Annotated in this window: 14 protein-coding genes; 11 read left to right on the top strand and 3 right to left on the bottom strand. The window is 34.6% G+C overall.

The annotated features are described in order from the left end of the window. The first annotated feature begins 101 nt into the window (after window positions 1-101). From J3U24_RS03400 to J3U24_RS03380, 5 genes are all read left to right on the top strand, one after another. Window positions 102-1,634: an FGGY-family carbohydrate kinase gene (locus J3U24_RS03400; protein ID WP_267336718.1), complete on the top strand. Its 1,533-nt coding sequence runs from the start codon at window positions 102-104 to the stop codon at window positions 1,632-1,634. Then, the gene (locus tag J3U24_RS03395; RefSeq protein WP_267336719.1) at window positions 1,612-2,646 is read left to right on the top strand and encodes a zinc-dependent dehydrogenase; all 1,035 of its coding nucleotides are present in this window, start codon (window positions 1,612-1,614) and stop codon (window positions 2,644-2,646) included. The genes J3U24_RS03400 and J3U24_RS03395 overlap by 23 nt, the downstream gene beginning before the upstream one ends. 82 nt (window positions 2,647-2,728) lie before the next feature. Beyond that, window positions 2,729-3,100, top strand: coding sequence for a hypothetical protein (locus tag J3U24_RS03390; protein ID WP_267336720.1), 372 nt, complete (start codon window positions 2,729-2,731; stop codon window positions 3,098-3,100). Window positions 3,101-3,114: 14 nt separating this feature from the next. Then, entirely contained in the window at window positions 3,115-3,750 is a 636-nt protein-coding gene (locus tag J3U24_RS03385; protein WP_267336721.1) for a histidine phosphatase family protein, read from the top strand. A gap of 83 nt (window positions 3,751-3,833) precedes the next feature. Further along, window positions 3,834-4,130: a GIY-YIG nuclease family protein gene (locus tag J3U24_RS03380; RefSeq protein WP_267329947.1), complete on the top strand. Its 297-nt coding sequence runs from the start codon at window positions 3,834-3,836 to the stop codon at window positions 4,128-4,130. Between the two features lie 89 nt (window positions 4,131-4,219). On the opposite strand, the gene J3U24_RS03375 is transcribed toward J3U24_RS03380, so the two are convergent. The 3 genes from J3U24_RS03375 to J3U24_RS03365 all read right to left on the bottom strand — a co-directional run bounded on the left by J3U24_RS03375 (window position 4,220) and on the right by J3U24_RS03365 (window position 7,109). Next, a complete protein-coding gene (locus J3U24_RS03375; RefSeq protein ID WP_267336723.1) occupies window positions 4,220-5,206 on the bottom strand; it encodes a serine/threonine protein kinase in 987 nt (328 codons plus the stop codon). 12 nt (window positions 5,207-5,218) lie between these two features. After that, complete coding sequence (gene yihA / locus J3U24_RS03370; protein WP_065562307.1) at window positions 5,219-5,830, bottom strand: ribosome biogenesis GTP-binding protein YihA/YsxC; 612 nt, start codon at window positions 5,828-5,830, stop codon at window positions 5,219-5,221. 67 nt (window positions 5,831-5,897) lie between these two features. Next, window positions 5,898-7,109 (bottom strand): aspartate aminotransferase family protein, encoded by a 1,212-nt coding sequence (locus tag J3U24_RS03365; RefSeq protein WP_267330059.1) that lies wholly within the window; start codon window positions 7,107-7,109, stop codon window positions 5,898-5,900. A 200-nt stretch (window positions 7,110-7,309) separates the two neighbouring features. On the opposite strand from J3U24_RS03365, the gene J3U24_RS03360 reads away from it, so the two are divergent. The 6 genes from J3U24_RS03360 (at window position 7,310) to pflB (ending at window position 25,899) form a co-directional block, all read left to right on the top strand. Further along, complete coding sequence (locus tag J3U24_RS03360; protein ID WP_065562305.1) at window positions 7,310-7,579, top strand: oxidative damage protection protein; 270 nt, start codon at window positions 7,310-7,312, stop codon at window positions 7,577-7,579. 9 nt (window positions 7,580-7,588) lie between these two features. Further along, window positions 7,589-8,659, top strand: a complete 1,071-nt coding sequence (gene mltC / locus J3U24_RS03355; protein WP_065562304.1) for a membrane-bound lytic murein transglycosylase MltC — start codon at window positions 7,589-7,591, stop codon at window positions 8,657-8,659. A gap of 387 nt (window positions 8,660-9,046) precedes the next feature. Then, window positions 9,047-12,589 carry a hypothetical protein gene (locus tag J3U24_RS03350; protein WP_267336724.1) on the top strand — a complete coding sequence of 1,181 codons (3,543 nt, stop codon included), beginning with the start codon at window positions 9,047-9,049 and terminating at the stop codon, window positions 12,587-12,589. After that, window positions 12,589-22,410 (top strand): SdrD B-like domain-containing protein, encoded by a 9,822-nt coding sequence (locus J3U24_RS03345; protein ID WP_267336725.1) that lies wholly within the window; start codon window positions 12,589-12,591, stop codon window positions 22,408-22,410. Before J3U24_RS03350 ends, J3U24_RS03345 begins: the two co-directional genes overlap by 1 nt. 293 nt (window positions 22,411-22,703) lie before the next feature. Then, a complete protein-coding gene (focA, locus tag J3U24_RS03340) occupies window positions 22,704-23,552 on the top strand; it encodes a formate transporter FocA (RefSeq protein ID WP_218058385.1) in 849 nt (282 codons plus the stop codon). Between the two features lie 64 nt (window positions 23,553-23,616). Then, the gene (gene pflB / locus J3U24_RS03335; RefSeq protein WP_267336726.1) at window positions 23,617-25,899 is read left to right on the top strand and encodes a formate C-acetyltransferase; all 2,283 of its coding nucleotides are present in this window, start codon (window positions 23,617-23,619) and stop codon (window positions 25,897-25,899) included. Window positions 25,900-25,926: the final 27 nt, after the last annotated feature.

Genomic DNA, 25,926 nt, shown 5'->3' with positions numbered 1-25,926 from the left:
GTGAATAAATTTAAATATATGATTAACTTGTTATTTTATGGTGGTTATACACTCAATTTGCTTGAAAACTATCGAGCGAAAGGGTAAGTAAGGAGGTTAATATGTACTCGATTGGGATCGATATCGGGACAACAAATTGTAAATTATGTGTTATTGAATTGCCTTCACTAAAACTGGTTGATAGCGTTGCTTTTCAAACCCCTAAAGTGATTTCAGAATATGGATCGGACTTTGATATTACATCGTTATATAACCAGCTTGAAAAGGCTATCATTACGCTTATTGGTTCATCTTCTCTAGCGCAAAATGTCAAAAATATCGTTATAGCAAGCGTAGGTGAATCTGGTGTATTGATTAATGAAAAAGGTGAGGTGGTAGGCCCGGCAATCACTTGGTATGACACCAGAACTAAGAAAAATGTAGCAGAAATTAATCAAAAATTCACCGATGATGAGCTTTATGCAATTACCGGTATTCCTGTGCATAGTAACTATAGTTTAACTAAAATCTTATGGATTCGAAAAAACATTGATTTGGATATCGATAAAGTTAAATGGTTATGTATTGCCGAATATATGGCTTATAAATTGACTGATGTAAAAAGAGCAGAGCCTTCACTTGCGTCAAGAACGCTGGTTTATGATCTGAAAAATCATTGTTGGTCACAAAAAATTGCGTCAGCTTTTGCGCTCAATCATCTATTTTGCGATCTTGTTCAATCCGGCAAAAATATTGCGAAACTTAAACCAGCGTTGGCCCAAAAACTTAATTGTAGTCAGTCAATCATGGTTTCGATTGGTGGTCATGACCATATGTGTGGTTCAATCGCAGCCGAACTTAAAGCGGGTGAAATTCTAAACTCAACCGGCACCACTGAAGGATTACTGTTATTACGTAATCAAGCCAATTTTGACAACGGTTTTTTAGATAGTCATCTATCAAATGGGCAATATGTTATTGATGATTTATATACGATTTATGCTTCGCTTCCGTCAGCGGGATATAGCATTGAGTGGTTTAAACGATCTTTTTCGGTGAGTGATGATGAATTTAATCAATTAATCGATTCATTGCTTGGCAAACTGACCGATTTACCTTACCTCAAAGCAAACCTATCAATCTTTATTCCGCATTTGCGGGGAAGTGGACCACCTAAGCGTAATATTGATGCCAAAGGGCTTTGGTATGGGTTTGATGAAAACAGCACTTTATCAAATATATTATTGGCTGTTTTTCAAGGATTGTGTTTTGAATTAAAAAATACCTTGACCACTATTGAGCAATTAACCGCAAGCCATCACCCCATAATAAAGGTAATCGGTGCGGCGGCAAAAAATCCACTGTGGTTGCAGTTAAAAGCCGACATTCTTGGTCGAGAAATCATATCGTGTAATATCAAAGAAGCGGTTTGCAAAGGCGCAGTCATGTTAGCCGGATATCAAAATCACTATATTGATAAAAATTCAGATAAGCAGAGTGATAACTATTTGGTTCGGTATATCCCCAATTTGCAAATAAATCACTATTACAATTCCGTTTTTAAACACTATTACCAGCCATTTTTTGATTTAAAAAACCGTTTAGAATTTCAAAGTAAAAAGGACAATAAAGATGAAAGCGTCAGTATGTTATAAACAAAACGATTTAAGAACAGAGGATCTTCCGATTCCTGATATTTCTGATAATGAAGTATTGATAAAAATGCTCGCCTGTGGTTTGTGTGGTACCGATATTCAAAAAATTAGGGGCGATAGTGTTAATAAGCCTACCGTGCTAGGACATGAAGTAGTCGGTGAGATTGTTAAAAAAGGCCAAAACGTTGATCGTTTTGAGCTAGGCGATAGAGTTATCACTGCAATACATGTTCCTTGTTTTACTTGCCACTATTGTAATAAAGGACATTACACAATTTGTGAGCAATTTAGAACAAATAATATCGATCCCGGTGGTTTTGCCCAATTTATTCGTATTCCCGAATTACATTTAAAGCATTTGACCCATAAGGTTTCCGATAGTGTTACAGATGAAGAAGCTACCTTAATTGAACCTATTGCTTGTTGTTTGCATGGTCTTAAGCAAGCAGATATTAGACCTAATGATAGTGTACTTATTATGGGCGCCGGAACAATCGGCATCTTACATGCGCAGTTAGCCAAAATTAAAGGCGCAAATAAAGTCATTATTAGTGATATGTCTGAATTTAAATTACAAACAGCACTAAAAGTAGGATGTGATTATGCAATTAATATTGCAGAGAAAAATATTTTTGAAGAAGTGAATAAAATCACCCATGGGCAAGGTGTTGATGTCATTGTTATTGCTGCCGGGGTTTCATCATTAGTGTCTGATGCAATTAATCTGGTAAGAAGGGCGGGGAAAATCATTGTCTTTTCCGGGTTTGATAAAAATAAAATGGTGAATATTGATGCCAGCCGTTTCTTTAAGGATGAAATTAGTATTATCGGCACTTATTCGGTGACACCTTATGAGTTCCCGGAAGCGTTAGATCTGCTTGAGAAGAAAAAGCTCAATACTCAAGAAATGATAACCCACGTTTTTCCTTTAGATAAATTAAGCGAAGCGATTGACTTATCGACTAATCCTAAACAATCAGTATTAAAAGTTGTTATAAAAACTGAGCTATAACAAGCCAATTACTTTGTTTAAAACAGCACAATCATTGGCAATGATGAGATGAGCAAAATTTAGTATTAATAAGGTAGAACAGATGAAAAAAGTATCGATTATTTTTATTTTAGTTGTGTTGTTGATTAACTTTTATTCTATCAGTTATGGTTTATATTCGAATTTTGCTCATTCTCAATTAGATGTTTTTTCAACACTGCTTTACTTGGTCATACTGTGCTGTATTGCGCTGTTGATTTATTTGATTATCAAAAAAAATCAGAACACGCCAATTTATCTCACTTTTTACTTTTTTCTTTGCTTAATTACCACAACGGTAGAGATTATCTATTTATCTTCACAGCAAATCGGTACAGGTAACAATATGATTTATTTTTTGATCTATTTTTCACTATTTATTTATGTCATCAAATCAATCAGCCTCAAAAAATATTTCTCTACTTCAAAAAATTGAAAGGTAACAACTTTATGTTTAAAAACATCAATCTTTATTTTGTCCGCCATGGTGAAACAAAATGGAATCAATTACAGTTATTTCAAGGATCATCAGATTCTCAACTCACTTTAAATGGTATTAATCAAGCAAAATTAACTGCTAAAGCAGTAGACAAGGTGAATTTTGTTAACGCTTACGTAAGCCCACAAAAGAGGGCTGTTGATACTGCAAAGCTTATTATTAATCACCGAGATATTTCCTTAAAGTTGCATGAAGGATTAAAAGAGATTGATTTTGGTCAATGGGAGGGTAAATTTGTGCCCGATTATTATGCTGACCCAAACTTTATCTATTTACAAACTGATGCCCAAAAATATTCAATAGCTGACAATCAAGGAGAAGATTTTAGAAGTGTATTTATGCGTTCCATACAGGCAATTGACGATATCATAACTGAAAATCATCATGGAAATATTTTAATTGTTTCGCATGGTTCATTGTTAAGACAACTGATTTATGTTCTTACGGGTGGAAATTGGCAAGAACATTTACAAAATACAGAAATTTTAGCAAATACCAGCATTAGCATTATTAATTATAAACAAGATGATATTGACTCGTGTGGTTATTTTACGTTGACATCGATTAATCAAACCGATCATCTCTAATAATAGGACGGGACTTTACTGATTAAATTGGTTAAACAGCGTATTATATCCATCTAAATTACATCTGCGTTTTAAATTTGGTTATGGGTAATCATTCTGCTATTTGGTTTTTGTATATTATCAGAACGGCTAAACACTCTTTATATACCGGTATCACAACTGATGTCGCCAGGCGTTTACGCCAGCATCAAAATGGTAAAGGTGCTAAACACCTTAAAGGGCATCATAGTTTAACCGTTGTTTATCAAATCAGTGTCGGTGACAGATCAACCGCATTGAAACTTGAGTATCGTATAAAACAGCTTTCTAAACAGAAAAAAGAGCAACTAGTGGCAAACGCCCCCGACTTAGTGAATTTATTAACCTTGATCAATCGATGATTTGCTCAATTGCAGAATATTGAATGATACCATTGTCCCGATTTGCAATAGAGGTTATTTGGCGTGATTGATTCTTGATATTGCTCAATTTAAAACATTGACATCAATTGTAGCGGTGGTGCTTTAATGGCTTGACTTTGCCGATTAAATTCAGCTAATTGCTGATACCAAAAATCAGCATCGAGTATCCAAGGAAATGCGATTGGAAAAGCTCTGTCTTGCCAACGCTGAACTATCCAAGCCAGGTAGTGCACCATTCTCATTGCTCTAAGTGGTTCAATTAAACTCAGTTGGTTTATATCAAAATGATAAAACTCTTGATAGCATTCAAGAATGCTATCAAGTTGCAATTGTTGCGCTTTTCGATCGCCATTGAGTAACATCCAAATATCTTGAATCGCTGGTCCATTACGTGCATCATCAAAATCGACAAACATGGCACTATCACGCCATAATATATTACCGGCATGGCAATCAACATGCAGGCGAATTGGTTGCCAATCGGTATGCCAATGCTGCTCAACAATCTGTATTAAGTGGGTTAAACTGGTCTTGAGTTCGTCATGGATTTTCTTAGGGATCAAATTAGAGGTTAACAAAACTTCTTTAGGCTGATAAAGATATGCTTCCAGTCCAATTGTAGGGCGATAAATAAAAGGTTGTTTTGCACCAATTTGATGAATACGTCCCAGCAAAGTGGCTACCGATTCCATTTGCTCGATATTATCACTTTCATATTGCCGTCCTCCTACACTTGGGAACAGAGCAAATAGGTAGCCTTCATATTCATGCAAAGTTTGACCATTAAAGGTTAATGGCGCAGCGACAGGAATATCAGCTTCTGATAGTTGCTTAGTAAATTGATGCTCTTCAAGAATTTGTGCCTGATTCCAACGATAGGGGCGATAGTATTTGGCGACATATCGTATGCGATCCTCATCAGAAAATTGATAGACACGATTTTCATAACTATTTAAAGCAGTCAGCCCCGAATCAACCCGAATACCAACGGTTGCCAAACTAGCAAAAATAACGTCGGGTGATAATGATTGAAATGAAAAGGCTGAACTATCCATTTTAACGTTCCTTTATTGTTGGCTGAACCATTGGTCTAATTTCTGTTTCAAAGGCTCTAAGCCGATACGTTTTGGCGATGAAAACGGTGCAACAGTAATATCACCTTGAAAAGGTAAGATAGCTTCTTTAACCATGTTAACCTGTTTTTTTAATGCGCCTGAAGCGAGTTTATCGGCTTTAGTTAACAGTAGCATAACTGGAATATCAACTGATACAGCCCACTCAATCATTTGTTGGTCGAGATCTTTAAGCGGATGCCGAACATCCATTAATACAATTAAGCCTTTTAAACTTTCTCGTTTTTGCAGATATTCGCCTAATGATTTTTGCCATTTGCGTTTAATCGCTTCCGGAACTTGTGCATAACCATAGCCCGGTAAATCGACTAAACGACAATTTTCTTCCACTTCAAATAGGTTAATAAGTTGCGTTCGTCCCGGTGTTTTACTGGTTCTTGCTAAAGATTTTTGATTGGTTAATGTGTTAAGTGCACTTGATTTACCGGCATTAGATCTGCCGGCAAAGGCAACTTCAACGCCACTATCAATTGGTAAATGTGAAATATCGGGTGCACTTAAAATAAAATGCGTTTTAGCATAGTTTAATGGTCGAATGTCGGTCATAAAAAATGTCCTTTAAGTGCATTAACGGCACTTAATCACTTAAAATGCCGTTACTGTATAGAAAAACTTAGGAATTGACAACTTTTTCGACTGCTTTGCTAAGTCGGTTCATTCCTTCGTTTATTTCGTCTTCAGATATAATTAGTGAAGGGGTAAAACGAAGCACATTTGGTCCTGCATTAAGGATCATTACTTTAAATTCGGAGGCAACATTCAAGAAGTCACGTGCTTTATTATGAAACACTGGTTGTAATTCAGCACCTAAAAGTAGTCCTTTACCACGGTATTCTCGAAATACTTTGAATTTATCATTTATATTTTCAAGTTGTTCAATAAAGATTGCTCGGCGTTTTTGAACGCCTTGAAGTACATCAGGTGTGTTGATAATATCAAATGCCTCACAACCAACGGCACAAGCAAGAGGGTTACCACCATAAGTCGTGCCGTGAACACCTGGGTGCATTACCGATGCTATGTCATCGGTTGTTAACATTGCACTGATAGGGAATCCTCCGCCAAGTGCTTTTGCAGAAGTTAAAATATCTGGAACCACATCATATTGCTGATAAGTGTATAAAGTACCAGTTCTCCCCATTCCACATTGAACTTCATCAAAGATCAACAAAGCGTTATATTGATCGCAAAGTGCTCTCAAACCTTTCAAAAATTCTGGCGTTGCTGCATTTAATCCACCTTCTCCTTGTACCGGTTCTAACACCACTGCACACGTATGATCATCCATTACTGCCTTAACGGCATTTAAATCATTAAAAGGGACATGAATAATATCAGCAGGTTTAGGACCAAAACCATCGGAATATTTAGCTTGTCCCCCTACTGATACTGTAAAAAAGGTGCGACCGTGAAATGATTGATAAAACGAGATAATTTTAGTTTTATAAGGACTATATTTTTGCGCCGCATAATATCTTGCTAATTTGAAGGCGGCTTCATTTGCTTCGGCACCTGAGTTAGCAAAGAAAACGCGCTGAGCAAAGGTATTATTAATAATTTTTTTGGCAAGGCGTAAAGCCGGTTCATTGGTAAAAACATTACTTACATGCCATAATTGTTCACTTTGTTGATGTAAGGCATTAATTAGCCTAGGATGGCAATGACCAAGCGCGTTAACCGCAATCCCTCCTGCAAAATCGATATACTCTTCACCATGTTGATCCCATACTCTACTACCTTTCCCTTTAATAGGTATAAATTTAGCTGGTGAGTAAACGGGTAGGATTACTTTGTCAAACAGTTCTCGTGTTATTTCTGGCTGCATTATACGATCCTTATCTTATCTAACAGTCTTTTTCTATTTTATGTTATTTATAAAGATAGTAAAGTAAATATTTATTCATAAATATTGAATTTATATTCATTTAAAAAAGTTGGATATTTTGTATATTTTATTCTTTTCTGCAATTATTTTCGGGTATAATTAGCGATTAATTAATAATCGTTAATAAAATAGGAATAAATATGAGTCGTATTATTTATTGCCATTATTTAAAAAAAGAATCCGAAGGTCTAGATTTTCAGCTTTACCCAGGAGAGCTAGGCAAGCGTATTTATAATGAAATTTCTAAAATAGCATGGCAAGAATGGCTTAAGAAGCAAACAATGTTAATTAATGAAAATAAGCTTAATATGATGAATTTAGAACATCGTAAAAAAATTGAAACCGAAATGATAAAGTTTTTGTTTGAAGGTGAAGACGTGGTTATTGATGGATATAAACCTGAAAATTGAGAGATTACAATGAAAAATAATTTTAAAATTCTTACATTACTCATTTCAGTAAGTTTATTAACAGCCTGTCCTGGCTCAAATAACAAAAAAACTGATGAAGACTATTATATAAAAGATACTAATGCATTTAATATTTTAATAAGTCAGTACGCTAATAATATAGAACAAATCTGGGGACCTAAAGAGGTTCTTATTGCTGGTCCTAAAGATTATGTTCAATATGAAGATAATCTACAAACACGAGTTCATATCAATTTTGTTTCTGGGATAATTACCATTGAAACTTTATCTGATACACCAATCAATAATTTGAAGGACGCAATTGTATCAACATTACTTATGCCAGAACCTGTTGATATTATCAGGCGAGATAAAATAAGTCAGGATTTATCACAAGAACCTTTTTTATATAATCAGGTTCTTGATCAAGAAAGACAACCAATTCGTTGGAGTGGTAGGGCAAATAGCTTTGCCGATTATTTGCTTGCCAATAATTTAAAAGTACGTTCTTCTGGAGCTCATAAAATCACTTATGTTGAAATCAAACTTGTTCCAAACCATATTAATCAACGTGCAAGAAAATTCTTACCTTTAGTGACTGAAGCGTCAAATCGTTACTTTATTGATGAACGATTGATTTTAGCTATTATGGAAGTTGAATCAGCATTTAACCCATTTGCGGTAAGTCGTACAGATGCATTAGGATTAATGCAAGTACAGCAACACACTGCTGGTCGAGACATCTTCAAGTTGCGGGGTAAACCTGGTGAACCGAGCCGTCAGTTTTTACTTGACCCTCGTAATAATGTTGATATGGGAACTGCTTATTTATCTTTACTAAAAACTAAGTATTTAGCAGGTATAAATAATCCAATATCACTACGATATGCAATGATCACCTCTTATAATGGTGGAGCAGGAAGTGTATTACGTACTTTTTCTGATGACCGAAATGAGGCGATCAATATAATTAACTCGATGACACCTCAACAAGTTTATCGGAAATTAGTGACTTCACATGTTTCTCAAGAGTCACGAAATTACCTTATCAAAGTTAGTAGAATTCTAGATAATAAATAAAAGTATCTATTTTTTATAGGACTATCACATTATTTTTAATAATGTAATATTGTGATGGTCCTTTTAAAAAACATTATATTTCTTATGCAAAATTTAATATTTTAACCTTTCCCTTTCATTTCTTTAAAAAAGCTTACTTCAAGAGTTATGTATGACGTTTAATAATTTGTTTTATAACATTTTTTTGGCTTACAACTCTTATCAAATATGAAGTTGCTGGCTATCAAGGTCAAATCTAGAATATATCAAAATTTTTATAATAAATTTTTAATAATTATATGTTTGTAAATAAATATATAGAAAATTTTCATTTCTTTAATTTTGAAATTTCTTCAGCTCTATTTTTATAACAACAAGATGTATTTAAGTGAAAGGAAATAATAGTTCATGGTCAAATTTAATCGTTTCCGTAACATTTCTTATCTAAGTATAAGTGCTGCATTTTTACTTGGTTCAAATAGTGTTTATGCGGGTACAGAGACCGTACCAAAATTAAATATTATTCGCGATGAATTTAATTCAGCGGAAAAACTAAATTTAAGTATCTATAATCCGAAGCTTAAATTAACATCACAAGGTTTATTCAATACCCCAATGGGGCTTTATGTCTATACCAACTATCCGAGCAAAATAGCAGAATATCAAATCACTATTTATCGCCAGTCTGATGTCGATAACCAACATCCAATAAAAACATTGAAGTTTAATGAAATTAGCCCATATGAAGCGTTATTGTGGCAAGGTGATACCGACAATGGAGAACCATTGTCAATTGATAGTGATTATAAAGCGATTTTAACCACGACTAGTCATGACGGCTTAAAAGATAACGTTCATGCCGTTAACTTTAGTACATTAGGCCATGGTATAAAACAAGAGAGTGAATTTATTTCATATAGCAAATCCAATATTTCTTCCTCACCAGCCACTAACTTGACCTTTGGTAAATTAAAATCAGATAGTACTATTCCTGGTTTTGGAGAAAGTCGGATCGATCATCAAGGCATTGTCAGTGGTGCGCAGGATCGTAAAGTTGTCATTCAAATGGCGGGACTAAAAGATAAAAAAGATGTGATGTTAAATGGTGAACGATTGGTTGTGGATAATAGTGGTCGTGCCATGCGAGAGATGATTTTATCGCCAGGAGAATATCAGTTCGATTTAACTTGGAAAGATGAATTTGGTCAAACTCATTCACAAAACGAAAAATTAGTTGTTCAAAAAGAAAATGATATTTTTTATGTTGGTATTGTTGATGTCACATATGCACAAAATAATGTTAGCGGTGAAGGCCAATCAATAGTAGAAGATGCTGATAGCCATCATTATAGTGGTAAAGGTAGTTGGGATGGTCGAGTTGCATTTTATTTAAAAGCCAATAAAGAAGATTATCGCTTAACAGCTCATTTAGATACCACCGAAACCAAATTAAAAAATGCATTTGGTCATTTAGGTGAAAAGGACCCAACGCGTTTTGTTCGAGAAATCGATCCTCAAGCTTATTATCCAATTTATGGTGATGACTCAACTACTGAAAGTGATGTTGATACCGAAGGTAAGTTCTATGTTAAGTTAGAGAAAGGCAAAAATTACGGGTTATGGGGTAATTATAATACCCAAATTACTGGCAATGAATTTGCAAATTTTAACCGAAGTCTATACGGTGCTAAGCTTTACCATGAAAGTGAGCAGACGACAAAATATGGCGATACTCGTACATTAGCTACCATATTTTTATCAAATGGTGAAACACGAGGTAGTCATAATGAATTAGCCTCAACTGGTGGTAGCTTATACTTTTTGAAACATCAACGTGTAACTCAAGGTAGTTTAAAACTTTCGGTCGAAGTACGCGATCGTAACACTGGACGAGTATTAACTACCAGTACTTTAACCGAAGGTGTGGATTATGAAGTTAACCAATTCCAAGGTCGTATAATACTAACTAAACCATTACCAATGACCTCCAGTGGTGGCTCGGGTAGTTCCATTATCGAAGGTGGAAACTTAGTGGGTGGTGATCCAGTTTGGATTATTGCTGAATATGAATATTACTCTGATGGATTTGATCTTGAAGGTCAGAAAGTTTTTGGTGGAAGAGCTTATCACTGGTTAAACGATTATCTACGAATTGGGGGAACTTACCTAAGTGAAGATCAGGCTAGTGGTGATAATTATGAATTGAAAGGTGTGGATTTAATTGTAAGACCAACGCAAGGAACACATACTCAATTAGAATACGCCAAAACCAAAGCGAAAATGAACGATATATTTGTATCGAGCAATGGTGGTCTATCATTTACTGAAACTGTGCTATCAGGTGATACTCGTGGAGCTGCTTGGAAAATAGAACAAAAAATCGATTTTAATGATTTTACCGAAAAAGATGTTCCACTAAGTTTCAAAGGCTATTACTCGATGCAACAAGAAGGTTTTTCATCTTTTGCTAAAGCACGTAGTAGTGATTTAGAAGAATGGGGCGGTGAATTGCGTTATGACTTTGAACCAGATAAAAAAGGTGTATTGGTTGGTCATAGTCAAGAAAAAGATAAAGCAAATTACGTTGAACGAATTACTCGCGCACAATACTACACTGCCTTAGGTGAATTATATAAAACCGCTTTAGAGCTCCAACAACGAAATGATCATAATTATGGTAGTGATTCAACTAAAGAAACATTAGTAGCGGCAAAATTAGAACGTTCATTCTTTGATGGCCGAGATAAAGGTTATATCATCCAACAATTAACCTTAAATAAATCAGGTGATGTTGCCGATGATAACCGCACGACGCTAGGTTATAACTCGCAAGTGACAGAAAGCATCAATATCGGTGCTGAAGTTTTTGGTTCTAACCGAGGCGCAGGGGGTGGTGTACAAGGTAGCTGGGATGTTAATGAACGAACCAGTTTATACACCAAATTATTAAATGATGTCGATTCAACTTCTGGTCGTGGAATAACTACTGTTTTTGGTGGAAAAACCAATGCGACAAGTAAAATGGAGTTATATTCTGAGCGTCAATTTAAAACCAGCAAAATCGATCACACTACTTCAGATATCTATGGTGTCAATTATAAACCAACCGAAGCGCAATATGTCGAAGGGTCTTACTCTATAGGTCGAGTAAATAACCGTAATCGAAATAGTACCAGTTTGACAGGAAATGATGAAACTCGCCGAGATGTATATGCAGTAGGTTATGGCTTTAAAAATGAAAAATTTCAGATGCGTAATCGCCTTGAATATCGTATAGATGAAGCGAGTGAGCGTATCAAACAATGGGTCACAACAAACCGTGCTAAAACTATCGTAAGTGAAAACTTAAGTTGGCTTACTCAGTTTGATTTTGCTAAAACATTAGGTGAACGCGATGATAAGGTTGTAAGCAATTATACTGAATCAATGGTTGGTTTTGCTTATCGGCCACAAGCTATTAATAACCTAAATCTATTTGGAAAACTGACCTATGTATATGGATTAGATCCTGACGATCAGCTAATCGCAAACTCTACCTCATCCGGCAGTAAAAGTTACACATCAAGCTTATATGATCAGAAGAGCTGGGTGTGGTCGCTAGAAGGGGTTTATGAATGGAATGCAAATTGGGAGACGGCGTTTAAAGCGGCGCACCGTCAAGGGCATTTACGTTACAAAGGCGAAAGTAATTGGTACTCATCAGGCGCAGACTTATATGCCTTAAGAGTCAATTACAAACTTGGCGATTGGGAATATCAGGTAGAAGGAAGAACATTACGCACAAGCTTAGCCGATGACCATAAAGATGGTTTAGTCACCAGTGTTTATCGCAATGTTGGTGACAATATCAAGATGGGTGTAGGTTACAACTTCACTGATTATAACGATAACTTAACGCACCTGAACTACCGTTCACATGGTTGGTTTGTAAATGTCGTGGGGAGTTTCTAATGAACAGTTGGCAAAAAGTTAAAAATGGTCAACCGCATTTACAAATGCAAGTGAAATCAGATCAAAAAGTCGAAAACGTTAAAAAGAATTTACGCATATCAGGAGAAAAGATAATGCGAACTGAGCATAACACAAAATCTAAAAGAAGATCATTAATAAAAGTTTTTAATTATAAAGCGATAATAAAACACTTTAATTTAGTGTTGTTCTCATTTTTTATTTCGTTTATGGCTCTATCGGTAGCAAATGCGATACCGATTTCAGGTAAAGTCTTTCTGGATTATGATGGTAACTCTAATAATGTCAACTTCCCATTAAAAAACTTACCTGTTGAACTAAAAGATTATACAGGTGCGAAAATTGCTAGCGTAAACACTGATGAAGATGGAGCTTATGAATTTGATGTATCTTCATTAGGTTCTTATAATGTTGAAGTGAAAACAACAAATAATGAAAGTGTTTCCAAGTCAGTTTCAGTCAGTGGTATGACTGGTGAATTGGGTCAAAATCTATTTTTAAAAGGTAATGGTGGAACTGTTCACCTTAAAGTTAAAGATTATAATAATCAGGGGATTAATGATCTTCCAGTTAAATTGCTTAATACATCAACAAAAAATGTAATAGTATTAGATACTAATTCTAATGGTGAGGTTGAGATAAAAAACACATTATTGAATGATGAATATACTGTTTACTTTGATGCTGAAGTTGATATTTTTTTAAAGCGTTTAAAGTATAAATTGTGGGATGTTACTTTACCAAATGGTAATAATACCTATGATGATAAAATTAAATTTGCAATGAAAGGCGCTGAACAAAGTGGCTCTTTTAATCTCAAAAAGCGAAATCCGAATAAGCTAGATGGTATCATTGCGTTTGATATGGATAATGATGGACTTTACACTGTCGGTAGCGATCCAGGATTAGAAGGAATAAGAGTTGATATTTATTATGAGAATACTACTATCCCTGTTATGGGTACAAATCCAGTTACTACGGGAGAAGATGGTTTTTATGGTTTCAGTGATTTAGCTGTAGCAAGTTATGATATTGTAGTATCAAATGTTCCTGCACCTCCATTTAAATATTTACCAAGCGATCTGAGAAAGAAAGCTAAAATACCTGATGAGATAGGTAATCCAACAGGTCCTGATTTCTTATTCCAGATTGACCCAAATGATACAACACTATCTAGTATATCAGGTAATGTTTTTGTTATCGGACCACAACAATATCTTAGCAGCGGTCCCGATTCAGGCAAATCGGATAATAATATTTATGATACTTCGGTTGGTAGCCGAGGAATGTCAACAAAAGTTGCACTTTATCAACATACTGGTTCAGAATGGAAAAAAATTTCCACTACAAAAACGAATGGTACAACAGGATTCTACCAATTTATAGGTCTTACTAAAGGTAAAGATTACAAAGTTCTGTTGACTGAATCTGGTATTGATCAGACTAAATTCTATTTCATCAATGATACTGATGGGAAATCAACGAGTACTTCACCAAATTCAAGAAGTAGCCATAAAGGTAAAGTCACATTAAGCAACAATACAAAAGATAATATTGCTGGAAAAGAAATCATTATTCCTAATTTAAATACTAAGAAAGGATATCAAAACTTCTGGTATTCACCAGTGCAAGAAGCTTTGGGTAATTTAATGGTTGTTAACTACTTAGAAACAGCTGGAGGACATTGGAGTTGGAGTACAACTTACAATGGATTGGAGGCAAATTCAGCCAGTACCTATACTAAGATAGTATTTTATGAAGAAGATGGCGTTACCCAAGCAACTGACTCTAAAAATAATAAACTTGAAGTAACTTATAAAAGACCAGGGTATTATGGTTTAAGAGACCTTCAGAATTATTATATTGACCGTTGTGGATTATTTAATTATACGGTTGAAGATTATGATACTAATCTTCTGGAAAAACCTACATCATTACAGAATTTCACGGTGATGCTAACCCCTGGTAGAGTTTGGGACGATAGACTTATTTTTGTACCTAAACAGAAAAATACTATTTCAGGTTATGTTTATTTAAATAATAGTCATCCAGGTGTTTTAGGTAGTTATGTTCCTAATAATGATACAGCTATTAAATATAATCGAGTTGTTTTGGATAGGAAAGTTGACGGTGAATGGGTCGAATTTACTAACTTTTCTACTGATGAAAATGGCAAATATGAATTTACTAATTTACCGAATGGTGATTATCGAATTACGGCTAAACAGACATATGGTTTGGCTAGTAATATCAAAGACGGGGATCTAGTTTTTGAAAATAATGACCAAAATAAAGGGTTTAGTATAGATCCAGGTAATAACAAAAAAACCATATCACAAATTGAATTATCAGTTAATGGCGGTAGAGTATTTAATACTAATACCAATTTTTGGTATAAGTTGAGAGTCGATGATTATGTTATCCGAGGTACAGTATACCTTGATACATGGTTAGCTGACAGTAAGATCCAAACAGGACAACTTTATAACTCTAATGATTTGCCATTGAAATATGCAACAGTTCTACTTTGCCGTGATGGTAATGAAAGCGATTGTACGGAAAATGGTATAAACTTTCTTGATAAGCAAATCACAGATGGTAAAGGTGACTACACATTTAATGGGCAACTTAATAATGTAACTCCTAATACAGATTATATGATTAAGGTAAAATATGATGGAATAAAAACAGTTACAAACGCTAGTGAGAATTTATATCCATTTTACAGAGTTAAATTTACAACACTTGATGCGCCTATTACTAAAAACTTCCTTATGCAAGGTAAAGGTACTATTTCTGGTGCACCAATTAATGATATAAATGGTGACACTCAATATGCAGGCGAGCAAACAATTGAAGTCGGTAAAGGAAATTTTGCTCTCTATTATTGGGATACAGATCATTATGAATATTGGGCAGATATTGGTGATTATTATCATGCATTCGATTTAAAATCTTTACCGAAAGGTAAATATAAAATTGTGCATAAGACTAGCACTGATGATTATATTGATATAGCCGATCAAGATCCTGCGACTGAACCTGGTACATTGCAGTTTGAAGTTCAAGCTGATGGATCTTTAGCTAATGGAATGCAAGCTGATAAACAGTGGTTTATGCAAGCAAATACAGCTCCAGAAGCGTTAACTGAAGCTGTTTCAGGTAATATCTATCTGGATGTTACTGGTTCAAATGTTAAGAATGATCAGTCAATTTTGTTAACTAAAGAAGAACTCGAAAGGTATAATCCTTCCAAAATAACTGTTGAAGGGGTATTTACTCCTCGTCTTTATAAAAATCATTACAGTGGAAGTTTTGAATCATTATTCAATACACCAGATTTTATAGATAAGGGAGTAAAAGACAACGCTAGATTTGTCTATAACAAGACAAATGCAAGGTTGATAAATAAATTATATATTTCCAACATGATGTTAAAACTAAAAGGGTTGGATAATGCATTCGAAATAGTAGGTAATAGTGGTCAAACGAAAGGCAGCTATTTACCGAATAAAGTACAAAATGGTTTGGAGTATATGCAGGTAGAACTATTGCAAAATGGTACTCCAGATCAATATTGGTTACTAAGATTAAGAGAAACCACTGAAATTGGTGGAAAACTTTATTACGATTATGATAACAATGGTATTTTTGAACCTAATAATGGTGACGTGCCAATGACAGGGGTTCGAGTAGAGTTATATCGTAATGGTTCTAATAATGTTTACTCATATACAATGACAGATGGTAATGGTAATTATAAATTTACAAACCTGTTATATGATGACTATAAAGTTAAAGTCACAGCTGAAGGATTAGATACAAGTCGTTATGAATTGAAAAGTTTATCTGACACAATTTCTAATATTAAAATTACACAAAGCAATCCAACTGTACCAAATGGGGCGTTAGATTTTCTTTATAAAAAAGAAGGTGATTCCTCTATTTATGGTTATGTGTTAATTGATATTAATAATAATGGTGAAGCAGATATTAATTTCGATAAAACAGGTGATGTGCCAGTACAAAATGTTACTATAAATTTATATAAGGGACCTACGGCAACTGGTAGTCCATTTAAGACGATAAAAACTAATCAAATTGGGGTTTATAGTTTTGATTTAGATAAAAATCAACTTAATGATACTTATGTTGTTCAAATTGTGCCTCCTAGTGGGTATGGTGTTATTTCTAATGCTGATAAAAATACCAATACAGTTTTATCGCCAATTAGCTTTAGTTCGGGAAGGCAAAACCAACAAAGTAAATACTTCTTGTTAGCTGGAGGGACGAACCCTAATCCTTCAGCAGGGATTACTAGCCCTACAGCAATAAATAGTGGTATTTCTGGTAAAACATTAATTGATGATCCAGATCCTACAAACTATAAACCATTGAAAAATGTTTTATTGAGTTTGATTGATGAAAACGGTAAAGAGATGGCTCGTCAAAATAGCGATGAGAATGGTGAATATCATTTCTATAATTTACCGAGTGGAAATTATAAAGTTAACGTGAAACATCCACCAGCATATTATGTTGTTGTTCGAAATAGTGTGAGCACTACTCAACCAATTGATACTATTTCAGGTATTGCTATTACTAATTCAGGGGTAACGGATAAAACCTTCTTCTATAGCAAAGCAAGCCATGATGGTATCCAAGGTGATATTTATGTCGATTTAAATGATACTAATACTGATACAAGTCGATTGAATGAGTATGCACATTTAATCAATAGTTCAAACCAAGTAACAGTTAAGCTTTATGATGGTTTAAATGGTACAGGTCAGTTGTTAATGACACAATTGACAACCAATGGGCACTATCATTTTGCAGATCTTTTATATGGAAATGATGTTGATTACTCAGTTAAAATTGAAATGAACACTCTTCCGGGCTATGACTTTAAATTCAGTAAAGCAGGTAATAGAGCGCAAGATATTGTTATTCCTGTAAAAGCATTGAAAGAAGAGGGATCATTAGATAATCACTATGTAGTTTTAGGTAAACTACAACTAGGTGGTGATGTTTGGATAGATAATAATAGTGATAAGATTAAAACTGATCAAAAACTGACTAATAATGTTGAGGTTGAATTATCTTATCAAGAACCAAATACAGATACTTTTAAGACGCTTAACAAGACAAAAACGGCTAACATTGCATTGAATGGTAATGCATCGAAAAATGGGCAATATTTGTTTGATAAATTACCAAAAGATTATAATTATCAAATTAAGGTTAGTACGCCTAATTCGACTGTATTAGTACCAGCGACTGATATACCGAATAATACTAATACATTCAATTTTGAACCTTTAACTGATAATGATTTTAATAGCAGTACAGCTTTCAAATATACTGGACGAGTATCAGGTCAAGTTGTTATTGATGTTGATGATAGCAAAGATAGAACCGGTGTAGACACTAGTTTTGCAGGTGTTAAACTGGTTCTAACGAAAGTATCAAGTTCAAATTTCAGTGGTGGACAAACTCCATTTGAAGCAACAACTGATCCAAATGGTAACTTTGTATTTGATAATATTCCGGTAGGAACATGGGCTATTTCAACAGCATCTTCACAAACAATAACTGATTGGAATAGTTATGTTCTAAATTATACGACTATTGGAAATAATGTTGTTCCAATACAACAAAGTAATAATTTATCGTTAGAAGTTGAAGTGACAGCTGATCAAAATGTTGTTGATAACATTGGTATTGGTTATCGAGGTAATAGTAAGATTACCGGTTATGTCGTTATTGATCGTGATAGTGATGGAGTTTATAGTTCTAACGATATAAGCTTTGGTCAGCTAGCTACTCCTATAACGCCGAAAATAACACTAACTTCGGCAACTAATAAAGCTGGATTTAAAACAAAAGAATTTACTGTTGATGCATCAACTGGTCTTTTCGAAATAACAGGATTGAGCGCTTATAATTATGAAATAAGTAGTAATGTGAGTGATTCTAATTATAAATTAGTCTTTAGTCCTGGAAATCCATCACCTGTATCTGAGACAGCAACTTTTAATGTAAATGGACCAAATGATACAAGTTTTGAAGCAAATCCAAATACAAGAGTGTTTGGGTATCAGTTTGATCGTAAATTATCAGGGAATGTTTATTTAGATATCGGTGGGAATGAGTCTGAAAAAACATTTAATCCAAAACTAGATGGGGCGGTAGTTAAAGTTGAAGGCGAATTGAGTAACAATAAGCATGTAACTCATACTAAAACTGTAGGAAGTAACGGTGAATTTACCTTCAATAATATTACTGAAGGTAAATGGACAGTATCTGTCTCTCATCCGACACGAACTGATTTAACCTATAGTTATTTTGTTGAAAAAGTGGTAACCCCAACTGCTGTCAATAATAATAGTATCACTTATGAAGTAGATTCAAATACTGGCAATGAGATCAAACTTGATTTAGGTATGAAAGGCCAAGCTAAGATTACTGGTAAAGTCGTGTTTGATAATGATGCGGATGAGCAATTGTCATCATTCGATACTGGTGTCGATGGTTTAACCATAAAATTGATAGACCCAAATAGTGATACCGTTATTTATAAGGAAGCGGTATCGAATAGTGATGGTGAATTTACTTTTGATAATTTAGCTAATGGTAGCTACCGAATTAGAGTGACTGACCCATCTAATAAATTAAATGGTTATGTCATTAGCTTTAGTCCTTCTGGTCAAGCATCAGCAAATACTGCTTCGGATATTGCGACAATTTCTATTTCAGGCGATGCTGCGCAATCAGATAGGAATGACTTTGGTTATAAATCTAATTTAGGTATAAGTGGACATATCTATCAAGACATTATGGGTAATGGTCAGCATAATACTAACTATCCTCCGCTAGCAGGTGTTGGAATTACCGCAGTTAATCAAAGTAATAATTTAACTATTAATGCAGTTTCTCTTGCAGATGGTAGTTATTCACTAAACAATCTGATTGCTGGTACTTGGATAATTAAAATTTCAAATTCACCGTCAGGTTGGAATTATAGTTATTTTGATGCTGCCGTAGGTAATGCAACTATTAGCGAAGTTAACCCTGGCGAATTGAAAATAATAATCGCGTCAAATGATACGGTAGGAAAAAATATTAATTTCGGTTTGAAAGGTAGTGCAAAAATATCAGGTAAAGTTGTTGTTGACGTGGATGTAAATGATAATGTCGGTTTAAATTATCATGCAGCATCAATTGATAGACCATTAAGCGGTGTAGAGGTTACCCTTAAAGCAAATGGTTTAAACGGTACAACGGCTATTTCAACAACTACAGGAAGTGACGGTAGTTATAAGTTTGAAAACCTTACCGCATATAATGATTATGAATTGACTGTTAATGATAGTAACTTGACTGGAGCTGGCTATCAAATCAGTTTCAGTCCAGCTATGATAAATGGTGGGTCTGCAATTAATCATGATACATTAGCATTAACATCTGCTACTCAAGATCTTGCTCAGATTGACTATGGTTATAAGAGCCAAAAAACCTTGAAAGGAACTATTTATAAAGATGTTTCTGGAAAAGGTGTGCATCAAACATACGATACAACTTTAGCGGGAGTTACCGTTGAGGCAAGAGATGTTAATGATCATAATATAGTATTAACTGCAATTAGTGATCCTAATGGTCAATATGAAATTAATAATATAGCTGAAGGTCAATGGGATGTAACTGTAAACGCAACAGCCGTTGCAGGTTATAGTTACAGTTATGTAATTCAGCCTCAAGGTTCAAATTCAACATCTATAACAAATGGAACAAGAATTAAAATTGAAGCAACATCTTCTAATTTGGTCACAAATGTTGATTTTGGATTAAAGGGACAAGCAAGTATTAGCGGTCAAGTTGTAATTGATGTTGATACTCAAGATGGTAATGCTATTTCATCTCGGGATATCGGTATTGATTCTCTTATTCCAAATTATCAAGTTGAGTTATTTGTAGACGATAATTTAATTGATAAGAAAGCCGCAACTACTACTGGAACAAATATTGATGAGCTTGGTAAATATCAATTTGACAATTTAGCTTCTGGTATTAGTTATAAAGTTAAAGTTAGTATGGGAAGTAATAGTTACATTAGTAGCTTTATGCTTACTGATAGTAATATTGCCGCAACAATCAATAAAACAGATAACTTGATGGAAGAAACCTATCAGTTTGCTAGTGCAACAGATCAAGCTAAAAACGTTACATTTGCTTGGAGTGGTATTAGTGGCATTAAAGGTAAAGTGTTCTTGGATAATAATGATGATGGAGAATATAATCCTTCAATAGATACAGCTATTAATGCTCCAATAACAATTACCTTTAAAAATGTGAATAATCCGTCAATTAACTTCACACGTAATTTAGCTGCTGGTGATATAGATTATGATGTTGCTAATCTTATTCCGGGCAAATGGAGTATTGAAATTGCTGGCGTACCATCAACACTAAAAGCTAGCTTTGACCCTGATGATGCCCATCATAATGCAAGTGGTGAATTAAAATTACCGCAAACTGCGAATATTGCCGTCATAAATATTACAGGTAAGTTATCTGATCAAAACTTTGGTTATATCAATGGTGGTATTATCGAAGGTAAAGTTCTAGATGATAATCAAGGTGCTGGTTTAACTGGAGTATCTGGTTATAAAGGTTTATCTGGAGTTAAAGTTTACTTATTAGATGGTAATAAAAACCATATAATGGATAGAAATGGTCGTCCAATTGTTTCGACCAGCAATGACAATGGTAAATTTAATTTCCGTAATCTAATCAGTGATACTACTCGTAGTACAAGCGCACGTTACTTTATCCGTGTTCTTTATGGCGATTATAATGATGGAACTGTTAGTGTAGGTCGAGGTAATCCTTTATATGATCTAATACCATCATTTGATAAGTATAGAGATGCTAGTGGTAATTTAGTAGAGCATGATTTAATTAATCTCTCTAACCCACCGGCTACAATAAACTTTAATGGTGTAGGTGGTGAACATACTGTACCAGTTATGGTAAATGATGGAACAAGTAATTTAGCATATGGAATTTTATTAGGTTATCGTAGTTCAGATGCTGATATAACTATTGCTAAAATTGCATTAAAAGATAAGGTAACGGTTGGTGATATTGTTCCTTACTCTATTAAAATAACGAATAATAGTTCACGCGTTTCAACTATTAAGATCAAAGACGTTTTACCAGCAGGCTTTAAATTTGTTAAAGGCTCCACTCGCCTTAATGGTAAAAAAGTTGAAGATCCTACTGGAGGAAGAACAGTAAATTCACAACTTATTCAATTAAAACCAAAAGGTGAATTAACCTTTACCTATATGCTTGTTGTTGGTGCTGGTGTCACTCAAGGTGAATACACTAATACAGCTGTAGCAGTTAATTCAATAAATGGAAAAGTTGTATCTAATACTTCTCAGGCAACAGTAACTGTTACTGCTGATCCATTATTTGATGATGCACTAATCTTCGGAAAAGTGTATGTTGATAAAAATGGTAATGGTGTTCAGGACGAAGGTGAAGAAGGCTTAGGTGGTGTAAAACTAGTTACTGTACGTGGTGAAATTATTACAACTGATGCTAGTGGTCGTTATCACATAGTCGGTGTATCTGGTGGACGTTGGGAACGAGGTGCGAATTTTGTTCTTAAATTAGATACAAGATCACTACCGAAAGGCTATGAAGTAATTGGGCGTAATCCTAAAGTAGTGAGAGTATCACCAGGCTTACCAAGTAAAGTTGACTTCACAGTTTCAGAGGAAAAGAGTCAATAACAAATGAATTTGGATCGTAAGATCCAAATTTTAAACCACCTTAATTTCCGTCCTTTTCTGATTTATTAGGAAAAGGGCGGAATTTTTTATTTCTAACTGATAATTACATTGATTTATAATTGTTTATCTTTAAATATTAACTATTTAAGTGCAGAAAAAAAACATTGAAAAGTAACTAAAAAAACAATTGGTTAAAAAAAATGTTTTTTTTTAACTAAAAAATTGATGATCTGACTTAAATTAGTAGTATACTATGCGCCTCATAAAAGCATAGTTTTTTTGAGGATGTCAACTTGAGTAATGATAAGCTTGTGGACTCGTTTTCTCCCGCGCAAATGACCCAAATCGCCGAGGAACTTGGCAACTATAAAGTAAATAAAAACCCTACTAGTACTATAGTATCAGCTATCCTTGCTGGTGTTTTTATCTCTATCGCATTCGTTTTCTATATTACTGCTACAACAGGGACTTCAACCGTTGCTTTTGGCTTGGCTAAATTAGTTGGCGGTATCTGCTTCTCGTTAGGTTTGATGCTTGTTGTATGTTGTGGAACAGATCTTTTTACTTCAACTATTTTAACCATTTTACCTAAAATGACACATAAAATTAGTTGGATAAAAATGTTCCGTAATTGGATTTTGGTCTATATTGGTAACTTTATCGGTGCTATACTATTTGTAGGAATTATTTGGTTTTCTGGGCAATATATGGTAGCCAATGGTTTGTGGGGATTGAATGTATTACAAACCGCAGATCATAAATTACATCATACTTTCATCGAAGCTGTATTTCTTGGTTTATTAGCTAATTTAATGGTTTGCTTAGCTGCTTGGATGAGTTATGCTGGTCGCAGTCTACTTGATAAAATGCTAATTATGGTATTACCTGTAGCAATGTTTGTTGCAAGTGGTTTTGAACATAGTATTGCAAATATGTTTATGATTCCTATGGGAATTGTAATTAATAATTTTGCATCACCTGAGTTTTGGACTACTGTTGGAATATCTCCTGATTCATTTAAGGCATTAACCGTTGAGCATTTTATTGTAAATAATTTAATTCCTGTTACTATCGGGAATATTTTAGGAGGCTTGTTAGTCGCTATCCCTAATTGGGCTTTACATCTTCGTAAGCCACATTGATTTTATAATATTTACCCTTATGTAAGAGTAGATAGATATTTTTGTAAACCTGAGGTTAATAACTATGAGTAATTTAAACGAAGTACAAGCAACGGCTTGGAAAGGATTTAAAGAGGGTGATTGGCAAAGTAATGTCAATGTTCGCGATTTCATTCAAAAAAATTACACACCATATGAAGGTGATGAATCTTTTTTAGCTGGCGCAACAGATGCTACAACTAAATTATGGGATAAAGTCATGGAAGGCATTAAAATTGAAAATGCTACTCATGCTCCTGTAGATTTTGATACAAGTGTAATCTCTACTATTACTGCTCATGATGCAGGTTATATCGAAAAAGATTTAGAGAAGATTGTTGGTTTACAAACTGAAAAACCATTAAAACGTGCGATTATCCCGTTTGGTGGTATCAAAATGATCGAGAACTCATGTAAAGCATACAACCGAACTCTTGATCCTTTAGTCAAAAAAATCTTTACTGAGTATCGTAAAACTCATAACCAAGGTGTTTTCGATATTTACACTCCTGATATTCTTCGTTGTCGTAAATCAGGTGTTATCACTGGTCTTCCTGATGCTTATGGCCGTGGTCGTATCATTGGTGATTACCGTCGTGTTGCACTTTACGGTATCGACTTCTTAATGCAAGATAAATTTGCTCAATTCAATTCATTACAAGCTGATTTTGAAAATGGTGTTGATTTAGCAATGACTATGCAACGTCGTGAAGAAATCGCTGAACAACATCGTGCTCTTGGTCAAATCAAAGAAATGGCAGCTAAATATGGCTACGACATCTCTGGACCAGCTAAAACAGCTCAAGAAGCAGTGCAATGGACATATTTCGGTTACTTAGCTGCAGTTAAATCTCAAAATGGTGCGGCAATGTCTCTTGGTCGTACTTCTACATTCTTTGATATTTACTTCCAACGTGATCTTGAAGCAGGTTTAATTACTGAAAAAGACGCTCAAGAAATTGTTGACCATTTCGTTATGAAATTACGTATGGTTCGTTTCTTACGTACGCCTGAATATGATGAATTATTCTCTGGTGACCCAATTTGGGCAACTGAATCAATCGCAGGTATGGGTGTTGACGGACGTACTTTAGTTACTAAAACTTCATTCCGTTTCTTAAACACACTATATACAATGGGTCCATCACCTGAGCCTAACATGACTATTCTTTGGTCAGAACAGTTACCAAGTGGATTCAAAGAGTTTGCATCTAAAGTATCTATTGATACCTCATCATTACAATATGAAAATGATGATTTAATGCGTCCTGACTTCAATAACGATGACTATGCAATCGCATGTTGTGTAAGCCCGATGATCGTTGGTAAACAAATGCAATTCTTCGGTGCGCGTGCCAACCTTGCTAAAACTCTTCTATACGCAATCAATGGCGGTGTGGATGAAAAACTTAAAATGCAAGTTGGACCAAAAGAAGATCCAATCACTGACGAATACCTTGATTTTGACAAAGTATTTGCTCGTTTAGATCACTTTATGGATTGGTTAGCAAAACAATACGTAACTGCACTAAATGCAATTCACTATATGCATGACAAATACAGCTACGAAGCATCATTAATGGCACTACATGATCGTGACATTATTCGTACAATGGCATGTGGTATTGCAGGTCTATCTGTTGCTGCTGACTCATTATCAGCTATCAAATATGCAAAAGTAAAAACTATTCGTGATGAAGATGGTTTAGCAGTGGACTTTGAAATCGAAGGTGAATATCCACAATTCGGTAACAACGATCCACGTGTAGATGATATTGCAGTTGATTTAGTTGAACGTTTCATGAAGAAAATTCAAAAACTTAAAACTTATCGTAATGCGATTCCTACACAATCTGTATTAACCATTACTTCAAACGTTGTATATGGTAAGAAAACAGGTAACACTCCAGACGGTCGTCGTGCTGGTGCGCCATTTGGACCAGGTGCTAACCCAATGCACGGACGTGACCAAAAAGGTGCGGTTGCTTCATTAACATCTGTTGCTAAACTACCATTTGCTTATGCGAAAGATGGTATTTCATATACTTTCTCAATCGTTCCTAATGCATTAGGTAAAGATGATGATGTTCGTAAACGTAACTTAGCTGGTTTAATGGATGGTTACTTCCATCACGAAGCTACTATTGAAGGTGGTCAACATTTAAATGTTAACGTATTAAATCGTGAAACATTATTAGATGCGATGGAACACCCTGAAAAATATCCACAATTAACTATTCGTGTTTCTGGATATGCAGTACGTTTCAACTCACTAACTAAAGAACAACAAAAAGACGTTATTACACGTACTTTCACACAATCAATGTAATTTAGTTAACTGATACTAACTTAAAAT

Origin of the sequence: Gilliamella sp. B2785, from assembly GCF_026537005.1 — a bacterium.
In the GTDB taxonomy this organism is placed as follows: Bacteria; Pseudomonadota; Gammaproteobacteria; order Enterobacterales; family Orbaceae; genus Gilliamella; species Gilliamella apicola_E.
Note: the sequence above shows the minus strand (reverse complement) of the source record. Positions and strands in the feature narration are given on the sequence as shown.

Excerpts from the sequence above, each read along its gene's own strand:
- J3U24_RS03395 (WP_267336719.1), top strand. The coding sequence starts at position 1,612 with ATGAAAGCGTCAGTATGTTATAAACAAAACGATTTAAGAACAGAGGAT.
- mltC (WP_065562304.1), top strand. The coding sequence starts at position 7,589 with ATGAAAAATAATTTTAAAATTCTTACATTACTCATTTCAGTAAGTTTA.
- J3U24_RS03380 (WP_267329947.1), top strand. The coding sequence starts at position 3,834 with ATGGGTAATCATTCTGCTATTTGGTTTTTGTATATTATCAGAACGGCT.
- pflB (WP_267336726.1), top strand. The coding sequence starts at position 23,617 with ATGAGTAATTTAAACGAAGTACAAGCAACGGCTTGGAAAGGATTTAAA.
- J3U24_RS03350 (WP_267336724.1), top strand. The coding sequence starts at position 9,047 with ATGGTCAAATTTAATCGTTTCCGTAACATTTCTTATCTAAGTATAAGT.
- J3U24_RS03400 (WP_267336718.1), top strand. The coding sequence starts at position 102 with ATGTACTCGATTGGGATCGATATCGGGACAACAAATTGTAAATTATGT.
- J3U24_RS03365 (WP_267330059.1), bottom strand. The coding sequence starts at position 7,109 with ATGCAGCCAGAAATAACACGAGAACTGTTTGACAAAGTAATCCTACCC.
- yihA (WP_065562307.1), bottom strand. The coding sequence starts at position 5,830 with ATGACCGACATTCGACCATTAAACTATGCTAAAACGCATTTTATTTTA.
- J3U24_RS03360 (WP_065562305.1), top strand. The coding sequence starts at position 7,310 with ATGAGTCGTATTATTTATTGCCATTATTTAAAAAAAGAATCCGAAGGT.
- J3U24_RS03345 (WP_267336725.1), top strand. The coding sequence starts at position 12,589 with ATGAACAGTTGGCAAAAAGTTAAAAATGGTCAACCGCATTTACAAATG.
- J3U24_RS03385 (WP_267336721.1), top strand. The coding sequence starts at position 3,115 with ATGTTTAAAAACATCAATCTTTATTTTGTCCGCCATGGTGAAACAAAA.
- J3U24_RS03390 (WP_267336720.1), top strand. The coding sequence starts at position 2,729 with ATGAAAAAAGTATCGATTATTTTTATTTTAGTTGTGTTGTTGATTAAC.
- J3U24_RS03375 (WP_267336723.1), bottom strand. The coding sequence starts at position 5,206 with ATGGATAGTTCAGCCTTTTCATTTCAATCATTATCACCCGACGTTATT.